This window comes from Rhodospirillaceae bacterium (assembly GCA_016712715.1).
Lineage (GTDB): Bacteria > Pseudomonadota > Alphaproteobacteria > Dongiales > Dongiaceae > Dongia.
This window is the reverse complement of record JADJQM010000002.1, coordinates 79,281-92,553: the sequence shown is the minus strand read 5'-3', so window position 1 is coordinate 92,553 and position 13,273 is coordinate 79,281. Positions and strand designations below refer to the sequence as shown.

Genomic DNA, 13,273 nt, shown 5'->3' with positions numbered 1-13,273 from the left:
GCCATGGCAGCGCTTGAGATCATCTTCACCGCGAGCCTCTGGGCAGCTGCCTTGCGCATCGCCTCGCCGCTCATCTTTGCGACATTGGGCGAGCTTATCTGCGAACGTGCCGGCGTGCTCAATCTTGGCATTGAAGGCATCATGACGGTGGGCGCCTTCACCGGCTGGTTCACGGTCTATATGGGTGGCGATCTCTGGACGGGTGTGGCGGTCGCGGCCGCCTCGGGGGCTGCGTTCGGGCTGTTGCATGCGCTGCTCGTCGTGCCCTTGGGATTGTCGCAGCATGTGACCGGCATCGGCATCACCTTGCTCGCGACTTCGCTTACCTCCTATGTCTACCGCGTCGCGCTGCCGGAAGTGACCAGCCCGCCCAAGATCGAGCCGTTCCAGCCCTTGGCTATTCCGGGCCTCTCGGAGATTCCGTTCCTGGGCGAGGCCTTGTTCAACCAGACGCCGCTCACCTATCTCGCCTTTGTCTCGGTGGCGGTGGTCGCCTACATTCTCTACCGGACGCCGGTGGGCCTGGCGGTGCGCATGGTGGGCGAGAACCCGGCGGCGGTCGAGGCGCAGGGCATTGACGTGACGTTACTGCGCATCGGCGCCGTCATGGTGGGCAGCGCCTTCATGGCGCTGGGTGGGGCCTTCCTCACCATGTCGGCGTTCAACTCCTTCTATTTCGACATGGTCAACGGCCGCGGCTGGATTGCCATCGCGCTGGTCGTGTTCGGATCCTGGCGGCCGGGCAAGGCGTTGCTCGGCGCCATCCTGTTCGCGGCCTTTGATGCCTATCAGCTGCGGCTGCAGCAGATCGTGGCCGGTGTGCCTTATCAGTTCTTCCTGATGTTGCCCTATGTCCTCTCCATTCTCGCCCTCATCACCATGGCGCGGCGTGCGGGTTATCCGCGCGCCTTGATGATCCCCTATCGCAAGGGGGAAAGGTAAAGACCCATGTTCGATCTCGTCATCCGCTACGCGACCCTGCCCGATGGACGCACAGGTATCGATATCGGCATCAGCGGCGAGAAGATCGTCGCCGTCGAGCCGGGCCTGCCCGAGGCCGGGGAAGCCACCATCCAGGCACGCGGCCTGCTGGTCAGCCCGCCCTTTGTGGACGCGCATTTCCACATGGATGCGACCTTGAGCTTGGGCTTGCCGCGGCTCAACCGGTCAGGGACCTTGCTGGAGGGCATTCAGCTCTGGGGCGAGTTGAAGCCACATCTCACCCAGGAAGCGATCATGGAGCGGGCGCTGCAGTACTGTGACTGGGCGGTGGCGCGCGGGCTGCTTGCGATCCGCAGCCATGTCGATATCTGCGATCCTCGGCTGCTGGCGGTGGATGCGCTGTTGGAAGTCAAGAAGCGCGTGAAGCCCTATCTCGATCTGCAATTGGTGGCGTTTCCGCAGGATGGCTACCTGCGCAGCGATGGGGCGGTCAAGCTGCTGAAGATGGCGCTTGATCGTGGTGTCGACGTGGTGGGCGGTATCCCGCATTTCGAACGCACGATGGCGGATGGAACGACCTCCGTCCGTATGCTGTGCGAACTGGCTGTCGATCGCGGCCTGCTCGTCGACATGCATTGTGACGAGACCGACGATCCGATGTCGCGCCATATCGAGACGCTGGCTGCGGAGACGCAGCGCTTGGGGCTGCAGGGCCGCGTCACCGGCTCGCATCTCACCTCGATGCATTCGATGGACAATTATTATGTCAGCAAGCTCATTCCGCTGATCGCCGAAAGCGGTTTGGCGGCGATCGCCAATCCGCTCATCAACATCACCATCCAGGGACGCCACGATACCTATCCGAAGCGCCGCGGCATGACGCGGGTCCCGGAACTGATGGCGGCTGGGATTCCCGTCGCCTTCGGCCATGATTGTGTGATGGACCCCTGGTATTCGATGGGCTCGGGCGACATGCTGGACGTGGCCACCATGGCACTCCATGTCGGGCAGATGACGGGCGTGGAGGCAATGCGCGCCTGCTTCCAGTCGGTCACCGAGACGCCGGCCAGGATCCTCCATCTCGACGGTTATGGCATCGCGCCCGGCTGCTACGCCGATCTGGTGGTGCTCGACGCCGGCGACCCGATCGAGGCCATCCGCCTCAAAGCGGCACGGCTCAAGGTCTTGCGCCGGGGCAAGGTCGTGGCGGAGGGGCCGGGCGGCGCCATGGCGGTTCACCTTCCAGGCCGGCCGCTAGACGTGAACTTCCATCAAAACTAGCGTTGGTATAAAGACCTCATATGCGTTGATATAGACGTGTGGAGGACTTTGTATGGTCGAGCCCTTAGATCTCAATCTTCTGCTTCAACGAAGTGGCATCGACGTATCGCATTCCAAGGTTCTTGTGATGCGACATCGTCCGACGGAGCCTGAGCTGCAACGAATATTGCCGTGGTGGGCCGAAGAGCAACCGCAAGCATTCAATGCATATCAATCAACACAAAACCCCATGGCAGAAAGTGCTCTTTTGAGAGCGGACTACCTAGCATCTTTTATCGCCCATCAGTCGGACAGGGCACTGTTTGTGGGCCTCTACAGGCGCGTTAGTTCGACCGAACTTTCTAAAGAGCGTTACGATTCGCTTCCCATCGAATTGAAGCAATACTCGACTGGGCTGAGGCGAATGATGGACGAAGGCCAGGCCGTGCAGTTCTTCGATTTGGAATCGCTGATTCCTATGAGCGACCTGAAAGGCCGTCTGATCGTTGATTGGACGACGCCTAGAGCATGGTATCGATGGGCCGACAGGAATCGAATTCTTGTCCGAGCAATAGCAGAAGAAAGCAAGCTCGTTAAATCAATGCCCCCTTGGGATCAACTAACTCTACGATGGGAAGAGTTGCATGCGCTGCCATCAAGTTGGAGGGCCGCATTGCAGCAGTGGCGAGGCGTCTACTATATTTTCGATACATCAGATCAGCAGGGATATGTCGGATCTGCATATGGCGCTGAAAACATACTTGGTCGATGGTTAAACTATCTCCAGACCAGGGGCGGCGGCAACGTGCGCCTCGAAGGCCGCAATCCAAAGTCCTTCAAGTTCTCGATTCTCCAGCGCGTTTCGCCCGATCTTGAACCCGACGCCGTCGTGGCCATTGAAACAAGCTGGAAGGTCCGTCTGCATACCAAAGACTATGGCTTGAATGCCAATTGAGGTCGTGCACTTTCAGCCTTCCAACAGCAAGCTTGACCAAGCAGTCAGGATTGGGCAGGATTTCCCTTAAGGCCGCAAAGGCCATCTAAAGACGTCCGCCTGCAAGGAATGGGCTGGCAAAACAGGGCTGGTTTGGGCTGCGATCGCTGTCGCCTCATGCTAAATCTCGCCTGCGCGGGATGGGGGCTGCGCGAATCGCATCTATGCTCCCTGTTCTATAGGCATAACCGGCGCCCCCTGGGAAAATCCTGGGACGCCCGGCGATACCCGGAGGGAGATCATGGCGACCAATCTCAAGATCAATGGCGAGCGGCTGTGGGACAGCCTGATGGAAATGGCGAAGATCGGCGCCACGGAAAAGGGCGGCGTGTGCCGCCTGGCCCTCACCGATCTCGACCGCCAGGCGCGCGATCTCTTCGTCGAATGGTGCCGCGAGGCCGGCTGCTCGATCCGCATCGACAAGATGGGCAATGTGTTCGCGCGGCGCCCCGGCAAGGACAATTCATTGGCGCCCGTCATGACCGGCAGCCATATCGACAGCCAGCCGACCGGCGGCCGTTTCGACGGCGTCTACGGCGTGCTGTGCGGGCTCGAGGTCATCCGCTCCTTGAATGACATGAAATACGAGACCCTGCGGCCGATCGAAGCCGCGATCTGGACCAATGAGGAAGGCTCGCGCTTTGCCCCGGCCATGGTGGCGTCGGGCGTCTTTGCCGGTGTGTTCGACCTCGATTATGGCCTGGGTCGCGCCGACCAGGACGGCAAGACCATGGGCGAGGAGTTGAAGCGCATCGGCTATTACGGCGATGACGAGGTGGGCGGCCGTCCCGTCCATGCCTTCTTCGAAGCGCATATCGAGCAGGGCCCGATCCTGGAAGCCGAAAAGAAGACCATCGGCATCGTGCAGGGCGCCCAGGGCCAGCGCTGGTTCGAAGTCGTGATGACCGGCCAGGAAGCCCATGCGGGACCGACACCGATGAAGGTGCGCAAGGATGCCCTCGTTGGCGCCGCCCATGTGGTGGGTGCCATCAACAAGATCGGCCTTGAGAACCAGCCCTTCGCTTGCGCCACGGTCGGCATGATCAACAGCAGCCCGAACTCACGCAACGTCATACCGGGGAAGGTGTTCTTCACCATCGATCTCAGGCACCCCGACGACAAGATCCTGTCCAAGATGGCGGCGGAAGCCAAAGCCGCCTGCGACGAGGCGGTGGCGAAGAACCATCTCGAGATGGATTTCAAGGAGATCTGGTATTCGCCGCCGGTGAAGTTCGACGAATCCTGTGTGGCCGCCGTGAAGAAGGGGGCCGAGGAACTGGGCCTGTCCAACCTCAACATCATCTCCGGCGCCGGCCATGATTCCTGCTACATGAACCGCGTCGCCCCCACCGCCATGGTATTCATCCCCTGCGAAGGCGGCATCAGCCATAACGAGATCGAGAACGCGACCAAGGAGGATTGCCGCGACGGCTGCGACGTCCTGCTGCGCGCCATGGTCGAACGCGCGAATGCGGCGTGAGAGGGTAATCAGGTCTTGTCAAAATTCCCCTCACCCCAACCCCTCTCCCCAAAGGGGCGAGGGGCTTTAGATCGAACTCGCTCGGAACTCCCTCGCCCCGCTTGCGGGGAGAGGGTCGGGGTGAGGGGGACTCTCCAGAGGATGCAGGAAGCCCCCGGGGCCGTTTATGAGCATTTCCGACGTCGTCATTGACGTCCGCAATCTGGGGCTGACATTCGAGACGCCGGACGCGCCGGTCCATGCGCTCCAGGATATCAACCTCAACATCCGGCGCGGCGAGTTCGTGACCTTCATCGGTCCGTCCGGCTGCGGCAAGACGACCCTGATGCGGATCATCGCCGACCTGGAACAGCCGACATCCGGTTCAGTGACCGTCAATGGCGTCTCGCCCAGAGAGGCGCGCCTGAAGCGCGCCTATGGCTATATCTTCCAGGCCGCCGCGCTCTATCCCTGGCGCAACATCCAGAAGAATGTCGAGCTGCCGCATGAGATCATGGGTATCTCGAAAGCGGAGCGGGCCGAGAAGGCGTTGCGCTATCTCGACCTCGTGGGCCTCAAGGGGTTCGAGAAGAAGTTTCCGTTCCAGCTCTCGGGCGGCATGCAGCAGCGCGCCTCGATCGCGCGGGCGCTCAGCTTCGATCCCGATCTCCTGCTGATGGACGAGCCCTTCGGCGCGCTCGACGAGATCACCCGCGACCGCATGAACGAGGAACTGCTCTCGATCTGGGCGAAGACGCGGAAGACCGTCATCTTCGTCACCCATTCGATCGACGAAGCAGTGCTGCTCTCGACCCGCATCGTCATCATGAGTGCCAGGCCCGGCCGCATCATCGATGTGATCGACAGCAATCTGCCGGCCGAACGCAATCTCGAGACGCGCGAAAGCCCGGCGGCGCAGGAGCTGGCACATCGAATCCGCTTGGGGCTAAAGGCCGGCCATTCCTATGACGAGGTCAAATGAACGGCACCATCCTTCAGGGGGTGACGGACAAGGCGCTGCCGGTGCTGGCGGTGGTGGCCCTCATCATCCTCGGCTGGTACGGGCTGGCGGTGGCGCTCAACTGGGCGCAGGTCTCGGAGCGACTGGTGAAGGATGGCGGCGCGCCAAGTGTCACCGAGATCGTCAAGGGCACCTGGTCGATGGAACGCCCGGTGCTGCCCAGCCCCGACCAGGTCGCGGTCGAATTTGCCAAGACCACCTTCGGCGTGAAGGTCACGGCCAAGAAGTCGCTGGTCTATCACGCAAGCGTGACGGCCTCGGCGACATTGGTCGGTTTCGCTTTGGGCGCCTTGCTGGGTATCCTGCTTGCCATCGGTATCGTCCATGTCCAGACACTGGATCGCAGCCTGATGCCCTGGGTCATCGCCTCGCAGACCGTGCCGATCCTGGCCATCGCCCCCATGATCATCGTCGTGCTGGGCAATATCGGCATCACCGGGCTGGTGCCGAAATCGATCATCTCGATGTATCTCTGCTTCTTCCCGGTCACCATCGGCATGGTGAAGGGCTTGCGCTCACCGGATCCGATGCAGCTCGACCTCATGCGCTCCTACAATGCGAGCCAGGCCCAGGTTTTCTGGAAGCTGCGCCTGCCGGCCTCGGTGCCGTTCCTGTTCGCAAGCCTCAAGGTGGCGGTCGCCATCAGCCTGACCGGTGCCATCGTCGGCGAATTGCCGACCGGCGCCTCGGCGGGCCTGGGCGCGCGGCTGCTCTCGGGCAGCTATTACGGCCAGACCGTGCAGATCTGGTCGGCCTTGTTCATGGCGGCCATCCTGGGGGCGACGCTCGTCTATGGCATCGGCGGCATCGAGCGGCTGGTGCTCAAGAATGCCGGACAAGCGGCGGGTGCCCGATGAGCAATGCAAGCAAGCCATCTCCGCGTAGACAAGGGCTGTCGATTTTCTTGGCGGCGTTCTCGCTTTACGTTTTGACGAAAGGTGGCCTCGACTGGATTGGCAAAGGTGAGGCCGTAGGCATTCTACCGGAAACAGGGGGCATCACTTTAATATTGGTTTCGACAACAGTCTTGGCCTGGTGGCTCATGGCACTACTGGTGCGTGGCGACACAGGTCGCTTCGCGCGCTGGATCATCCCAGTTATCTTTGGTGCAGGAATTTTGTTCGGTTGGGAAATTATCTGCCGCGGTTATGGCGTGCCCCGCGTGCTGCTGCCCGCACCCAGCCAGGTGTGGGATGCGTTCTTCCGCGAATTACCGACCCTGATCGGCGATTTCCGCCAGACTTTCCTGAAGGCGGTGATCGCCGGCTTTGTGCTGGGCAATGTGCTGGGCCTTGCCACGGCGCTCATCGTCGACCGCGTGCCCTTCCTGCAGCGCGGGCTCCTGCCGCTCGGCAATATGGTGAGCGCCGTCCCGGTCATCGGTATCGCGCCCATCATGGTGATGTGGTTCGGCTTCGGCTGGGAATCGAAGACGGCGGTGATCGTCTTCATGATCTTTTTCCCGATGCTGGTGAATGCCCTGGCCGGCCTCAATGCCGCCGACACCATGCAGCGCGACCTCATGCGCTCCTATGCTGCGGGCTATTGGGCGACTTTGTTCAAGCTGCGCCTGCCGGCGGCCTTGCCGTTCCTGTTCAACGCGCTCAAGATCAACTCGACCCTGGCGCTGATCGGCGCCATCGTGGCGGAATTCTTCGGCTCGCCCATTTCGGGCATGGGGTTCCGCATCAGCGTCGAGGTCGCCCGCATGAATGTCGACGTGGTCTGGGCCACGATCGCCGTTGCGGCCTTGGCCGGTTCGTTGTCCTATGGACTCATCGCCTTCCTGGAACGGCGCCTGACCTCGTGGCATGCCTCGTTCCGCACCCGTTCGTAAAACAGAAACCGACAACCAAACATGGAGGCTAAAATGGTATTGAAGTCATTGTTCGGTTCCGCGATCCTCGCGGGGCTCATCGCCGGTGGTGCGGCGACCGCATCGGCCGAGGACGCGCTCACGCTGCAGCTGAAATGGGTGACGCAGGCGCAGTTCGCCGGTTACTACGTGGCGGCCGAGAAGGGCTTCTACAAGGAAGAAGGCCTCGACGTCACCATCAAGGCCGGTGGCCCGGACATCAACCCCTCCCAGGTGATCGCCGGCGGCGGTGCCGATGTGGTGGTCGACTGGATGCCCTCGGCACTGGCGACGCGCGAGAAGGGCGTGCCGCTGGTCAACATCGCCCAGGTGTTCCAGAAGTCCGGCATGATGCTGACCTGCCGCAAGGATTCCGGCGTTACGACGCCGAAGGATTTCCCCGGCAAGACGCTGGGCGTCTGGTTCGGCGGCAATGAGTATCCGTTCCTCAACTGGATGAACAAGCTCGGCTACAAGACCGATGGATCCGAGGCCGGCGTCAATGTGCTGAAGCAGGGTTTCAACGTGGACCCGCTGCTGCAGAAGCAGGCGGCCTGCATCTCGACCATGACCTATAACGAATACTGGCAGGTGATCGAGGCCGGCGTGAAGCCGGACGAACTCATCACCTTCAAATATGAAGATGAAGGTGTGGCAACCCTGGAAGACGGTCTCTACACGCTCGACAAGAGCCTTGCCGACCCCGCCATGGTCGACAAGCTGGCGCGGTTCCTGAAGGCTTCGATGAAGGGCTGGGAATATGCCGTCGCCAACCAGGACGAGGCGGTGAAGATCGTGCTCGACAATGACGAGACCGGTGCCCAGACCGAAGCGCATCAGAAGACCATGATGGAAGAAATCGCCAAGCTGGTCGGCGCCAACCCGAAGGGCACCGGCTGGCTGGATGATGCCGCTGCCGAGCGGACCGTGGAAACCCTGATGTCGGGCGGTTCCGATCCGGTCATCACCAACAAGCCGGAAGGTGCGTGGACCCATGCGGTGATCGAAAAGGCGATGTGATCGCCGGCTGATCGTTCCTCCGAAAAGACTGAACCCCGCCGAGCGATCGGCGGGGTTTTTGTTTGGGTCAACTCTTCGGTGAGAGTCTGTTCCAGTGCCCCATCTTGCGCCCCGGCCGCGCTTCCGCCTTGCCGTAGAGATGGAGCTTCACATCGGGGTCGGCCAAAAGCTGCGGCCAGCTTTCGACCTCGTCGCCGATGAGGTTGGTCATCACCGTGTCGGAATGCCTGGCCGGGTTGCCGAGATCGAGGCCGCAGACCGCGCGGATATGCTGTTCGAACTGGGAGGTGATGGCACCGTCCTGGGACCAGTGGCCGGAATTGTGCGGACGCGGGGCCAATTCGTTGACCAGCACGCGGCCGTCCTTGGTCACGAACATCTCGACCGCGAGCAGGCCGATGAGGTCGATCTCGCCGGCGATGCGGCGCGCGATCGCTTCCGCCGCATGGGCGACCTTCGCCGAGATGCCGGCCGGCACCGTGCTTGTGTCGAGGATATGATGCTTGTGGCTGTTGCGCGCCGGTTCATAGAGTGCGATCTCGCCCGACGGGTTCCGGGCGACGATGACGGAAATCTCGCAGTCGAAATCGATGAAGCCTTCGAGGATCGCGATCGTGCCGCCCATCCGCGTCCAGGCTTCGTTCAAATCCATGCCGGCTTCGATGCGCACCTGGCCCTTGCCGTCATAGCCGAAGCTGGCGGATTTGAGGATCGACGGCGTCCCCAGCGCCTCGACTGCTTCCGGCAGCCCTGCGGCACCGGTCACCTCGCGAAAGGCGGTCACGGGCACGCCGATGCTTTCGAGGAAACGCTTCTCGCGCAGCCGTTCCTGGGAAATGTGGAGGACGCGCGGGCTGGGCCGGGTTGGCTTCACCCTGGCCAATATCTCGGCCGCCGCCGCCGGGATGTTCTCGAATTCGAAAGTGACGACATCGACGGATTGCGCGAAGGCTTCAAGGGCGGCGAGATCGTCATAGGCAGCGACCGTGTTGCGCCAGGAGACCTGCGCCGCAGGACCGTCCTTCTCGGGGGAGAAGATATGCACCTTGTAGCCGAGGCGGCCGGCGGCCAGCGCCGACATGCGGCCCAACTGGCCGCCGCCCAGAATGCCGATCACGGAACCGGGCGGCAGGATCTGACCGTCTTCAGCGTTCATGGTGATCAAGCCTCGCGCGCCGGTTTGACGGCGACCGCATCGGTCTGCTTCTGGCGGAAGGCGGCGAGGCGTTTGGCCAGTGCTGCATCATTCAAGGCCAGCACGGCGGCGGCAAGGAGCGCTGCGTTGATGGCGCCGGCCTTGCCGATGGCGAGTGTCCCCACCGGAATACCGGCCGGCATCTGCACGATGGAGAGGAGCGAGTCCTGCCCCTTCAGGGCCTGGCTTTCGACCGGCACGCCGAAGACCGGCAATTCGGTGAGGCTTGCCGTCATGCCGGGGAGGTGCGCCGCCCCGCCGGCGCCGGCGATGATCACCTGCAGGCCGCGGCCCTTGGCCTTCTGCGCATAGTCGAACATGCGCTTGGGCGTGCGATGGGCGGAGACGATTCGCGTTTCGGCAACGACCTTCAAGGCCTCGAGGGTTTCGGCGGCATGGCGCATGGTCGCCCAGTCGGATTGGCTGCCCATGATGATGCCGACTTTTGGCGCGGCCTTGCGTGAAGCCGGGGCGGAACCGCGTTTCTCTTTTGTTGCCATGGCCTTACGCCTTCCTGAAGCCCCCGGGAAAGGCCGCGATTATAGGTCCTGGCGACCCTTTGGCAAGCTCTGCCGGGCGCCGCATTAACGTCACCTTAACCGAGTTAGCGTCATGATTCGGCGTTATTTTTTGTCACTCGGCCAAGGCCATGCCAAGGCGCCAGAAAGTGGTTGCGGGCGTACCCCCGGATCGCCAACATCCGGGGCCAGGAGATTCGGCGATTCCTTCCACCGAACTTGAGCGGTTCGGCGCTAGGCGCGAAAGGCGGCAGGATGAAGATCAGAGATCGAGCTGGCGGTCCGGCGGGCGTTGGTCCCGCAGGTGGCGCCCGGCCGGTTTCCAAGGTCGGCAAGGTCGCCAAGGGTGCGGCCGCCGCGAGCGTTGATGCGACGGCCTCGGCCACCCATGCAGCCCCCGTCGACCAGGCGACGTTCCTGGGCCTCAGCGAAGCCGAGCTTTCGCCCAATGTGCGGGCCGCCCTCACCGCCCTTCTCGATGAAGTGCGGCATCTGCGCGACGAATTGGACCGCACCAGAAAGCGCATCACGCATCTCGAACGTGTGGCGGACGAAGACGCGATGCTGCCCATTGCCAACCGCCGCGCCTTTGTCCGCGAGCTGACGCGGCTCATCTCATTTTCCGAACGCTATGGCTCGCCTGGCTCGGTGCTTTATTTCGATCTCAACGGCATGAAGCAGATCAACGACCGCTTCGGCCACCCGGCGGGCGATGCGGCCTTGCGCCATTTTGCGACCATGCTGCTTAACAATGTGCGCGATTCCGATGTGGTCGGGCGTTTGGGCGGCGACGAGTTCGGCGTCATCCTGGCCCAGGCCGACATGGCGCAGGCGCAGGACAAGGCCAACCAGCTGCTCTCGGTCATCGCGCGCTCGCCGCTTATCTGGGAGGGCGTCGACATCCAGCTCTCCTGTGCCGTCGGCATGCATGAATTCCACGGCCAGCAGACGGCCGACGATGCGCTCTCCCAGGCCGATGCCTCGATGTACCAGGCCAAACGCCAGCATTACGCCGGTAAGAACGGTGCTACGCTGGTTGAAGCGGATGGGGATGAGGCGGAAAGCGATTCCGACTTGTGACCGCGCGCAAACGCGTGGCCTGCCTGCACACTGCCGCCAGCAACATTCCCCTGTTTGATGCGGCCGCCGCGGACCTCGCCCTCGATCTCAGACATCTTGTCCGCGCCGACCTGCTGGCGGACGCCGAACAGGCAGGCGGCCTTACCCCATCGATCGTTGAAGCCACCGAAGCGGCCTTGCGCGTGGCGGCCGGTGATGCCGACTTCGTGCTGCTGGCGTGTTCGACGCTCGGACCAATCGCGGATGGGCTGCGCACCAAAGTGCCGACCCTGCGCATCGACCGCGCCTTGGCCGAGGCCGCGGTGAAGACGGGCGGCAGGGTGGCGGTGCTCTACACCTTCCCAGGCACCGCGCAGGCGAGCGGCGATCTGTTTCGGGAGGTCGCGGCGGGAACAGAGGCCAAGATCGATCTGCAGCTCGTGGCGGGCGCCTGGGACAGATTCAAGGCCGGCGATCAGCAACGGTATTTTGCGATGATCGCCGATGCCGCCGACCGCGCCTTTGCCGAAGGTGCCGCCAGCGTCGCCTTCGCCCAGGCCTCGATGGCGCCGGCGGCGGGGCTTTGCGTCAAGGGAACACCGCTCACCAGCCCGCGCGCGAGCCTGCTCAAGGCGGTGGGTGGTCGGCCGGACTGATATTTCCGTTTGTCATCCTGACATGATACCGGACTCCTTCGGGAATCTTGAAGCCTGGATAGGTGTTGCGAAAATGGCCATTTTGCAGACGATGCATCTGACGCTCAGCCCTTGCGCGCCGAGTGACCGCGCTGACTTCATTGAGCTTGAGCGTGATCCCGAGGTCATGCGCTTTTTGAATGGCGGACATGCCGTCGATCATGACCAGGTCGATCCGAACGCGACATTCCTCATGCCCAGAGGAACAGAGCCTCACGTCTGGACGGCACGCCGCACAAGCAACGGCGCGTTCGTCGGGTGGTTCTGTTTGTGGCCGGAGAGTGATTCGCTAGCCGAACTCGGCTATCGCTTGCGCCGAGCAGCATGGGGTCAGGGGTTCGCCTCGGAAGGAGCATCGGCCCTCATCGATTGGGGGTTCGGAGGCGTTGGCTATGACAAGATCGTGGCGACCACGATGGCGGTGAACCACGCCTCACGCCGGGTGATGGAAAAGATCGGCATGACCTATGCGCGCACAGTTCACGTCGACTTGCCGGATCCCATTCCGGGCAGCGAACACGGCGAAGTCTGGTACGAGTTGATGCGCGCGGGATGGAACGGCGGTTAATGGCGGCATGGTGGATTATGTGGAAGGGCCGCAAGACCGGGGATACTGCGGGGGGGGCTCAGCCAGCTAGCTGTTAGCTCCCTCGTCACCACGAGCCGACTTTCTTACGCGCCGAAAGGGCAGGCCCGCGAAGCTGCCGCCTTCCGACCGGCCGGTCAGTAGATCGAGAGAAAATGGCCACCATGTCTTGTCAGGACTAGAGGCATCGCCATGAAGGGTTTCATTCTCGATACGGATGTTTCGAAATTCGTCCCACGAGATGCGATCGCTCTCCCACCATACGCCGTCTTTTCGGATCGCCGTGAAGGACAATCCATCGCTGATGAGAACCGCATCGAGGTCCGGTAGAGAGATCACATGCTGAATGTTGGCGTCGACATATTTCGCTGATTCTGGATTCTCCGGATCGACCAGATAGGCCATGCCGCGAGCAACCACGATCAGGTGCTGCCCGTCTGGATGCTCGGCAACGCCATGCCAGAGATAAACCCCGCTGGCCCAAGGCTTAAAATTGCCAACCCATGGCGCGCCGGATCTTGGATAGAAGCGGATGACAAAACCTTCACTGTGCCCGCCCCAGCTTTCGCCGTTCCCGACGGCAAGCGGCAGCGGCCCGGTTGGCGGAAAGCCCGGCAGAATCTCGAAGCGCCGCCTAGGCTCTGTTTCGGCGACCGGTGCCATACATCC

The 13,273-nt window shown here is 62.3% G+C and carries 14 protein-coding genes; 11 read left to right on the top strand and 3 right to left on the bottom strand.

The features are described from left to right. The first annotated feature begins 3 nt into the window (after window positions 1-3). The 8 genes from IPK59_11160 to IPK59_11125 all read left to right on the top strand — a co-directional run bounded on the left by IPK59_11160 (window position 4) and on the right by IPK59_11125 (window position 8,551). A complete protein-coding gene (locus IPK59_11160; protein MBK8159285.1) occupies window positions 4-942 on the top strand; it encodes an ABC transporter permease in 939 nt (312 codons plus the stop codon). 6 nt (window positions 943-948) lie between these two features. After that, window positions 949-2,223, top strand: a complete 1,275-nt coding sequence (locus tag IPK59_11155) for an amidohydrolase family protein (GenBank protein MBK8159284.1) — start codon at window positions 949-951, stop codon at window positions 2,221-2,223. A gap of 52 nt (window positions 2,224-2,275) precedes the next feature. After that, the gene (locus IPK59_11150) at window positions 2,276-3,157 is read left to right on the top strand and encodes a GIY-YIG nuclease family protein (GenBank protein MBK8159283.1); all 882 of its coding nucleotides are present in this window, start codon (window positions 2,276-2,278) and stop codon (window positions 3,155-3,157) included. Window positions 3,158-3,437: 280 nt separating this feature from the next. Further along, window positions 3,438-4,676, top strand: a complete 1,239-nt coding sequence (locus IPK59_11145; GenBank protein MBK8159282.1) for a Zn-dependent hydrolase — start codon at window positions 3,438-3,440, stop codon at window positions 4,674-4,676. 166 nt (window positions 4,677-4,842) lie between these two features. Beyond that, window positions 4,843-5,637: an ABC transporter ATP-binding protein gene (locus IPK59_11140; protein ID MBK8159281.1), complete on the top strand. Its 795-nt coding sequence runs from the start codon at window positions 4,843-4,845 to the stop codon at window positions 5,635-5,637. After that, a complete protein-coding gene (locus tag IPK59_11135) occupies window positions 5,634-6,533 on the top strand; it encodes an ABC transporter permease (GenBank protein MBK8159280.1) in 900 nt (299 codons plus the stop codon). The genes IPK59_11140 and IPK59_11135 overlap by 4 nt, the downstream gene beginning before the upstream one ends. A gap of 185 nt (window positions 6,534-6,718) precedes the next feature. Then, a complete protein-coding gene (locus IPK59_11130) occupies window positions 6,719-7,513 on the top strand; it encodes an ABC transporter permease (GenBank protein MBK8159279.1) in 795 nt (264 codons plus the stop codon). 33 nt (window positions 7,514-7,546) lie between these two features. Continuing rightward, window positions 7,547-8,551 (top strand): ABC transporter substrate-binding protein, encoded by a 1,005-nt coding sequence (locus IPK59_11125; GenBank protein ID MBK8159278.1) that lies wholly within the window; start codon window positions 7,547-7,549, stop codon window positions 8,549-8,551. 67 nt (window positions 8,552-8,618) lie between these two features. Here IPK59_11125 and IPK59_11120 read toward each other — a convergent pair whose 3' ends face one another. Both IPK59_11120 and purE read right to left on the bottom strand, forming a co-directional pair. Further along, window positions 8,619-9,707: a 5-(carboxyamino)imidazole ribonucleotide synthase gene (locus IPK59_11120; GenBank protein ID MBK8159277.1), complete on the bottom strand. Its 1,089-nt coding sequence runs from the start codon at window positions 9,705-9,707 to the stop codon at window positions 8,619-8,621. A gap of 5 nt (window positions 9,708-9,712) precedes the next feature. After that, window positions 9,713-10,246, bottom strand: a complete 534-nt coding sequence (gene purE, locus IPK59_11115; GenBank protein ID MBK8159276.1) for a 5-(carboxyamino)imidazole ribonucleotide mutase — start codon at window positions 10,244-10,246, stop codon at window positions 9,713-9,715. A 273-nt stretch (window positions 10,247-10,519) separates the two neighbouring features. On the opposite strand from purE, the gene IPK59_11110 reads away from it, so the two are divergent. From IPK59_11110 to IPK59_11100, 3 genes are all read left to right on the top strand, one after another. Next, on the top strand, window positions 10,520-11,344 hold the full coding sequence (locus IPK59_11110; protein ID MBK8159275.1) for a GGDEF domain-containing protein: 825 nt from the start codon (window positions 10,520-10,522) through the stop codon (window positions 11,342-11,344). After that, window positions 11,341-11,979 carry an Asp/Glu racemase gene (locus IPK59_11105; protein ID MBK8159274.1) on the top strand — a complete coding sequence of 213 codons (639 nt, stop codon included), beginning with the start codon at window positions 11,341-11,343 and terminating at the stop codon, window positions 11,977-11,979. Before IPK59_11110 ends, IPK59_11105 begins: the two co-directional genes overlap by 4 nt. Window positions 11,980-12,052: 73 nt before the next feature. Continuing rightward, the gene (locus IPK59_11100) at window positions 12,053-12,586 is read left to right on the top strand and encodes a GNAT family N-acetyltransferase (protein ID MBK8159273.1); all 534 of its coding nucleotides are present in this window, start codon (window positions 12,053-12,055) and stop codon (window positions 12,584-12,586) included. Between the two features lie 66 nt (window positions 12,587-12,652). Here the strand turns inward: IPK59_11100 and IPK59_11095 are convergent, their stop codons facing one another. Continuing rightward, entirely contained in the window at window positions 12,653-13,267 is a 615-nt protein-coding gene (locus IPK59_11095) for a hypothetical protein (GenBank protein MBK8159272.1), read from the bottom strand. Window positions 13,268-13,273: the final 6 nt, after the last annotated feature.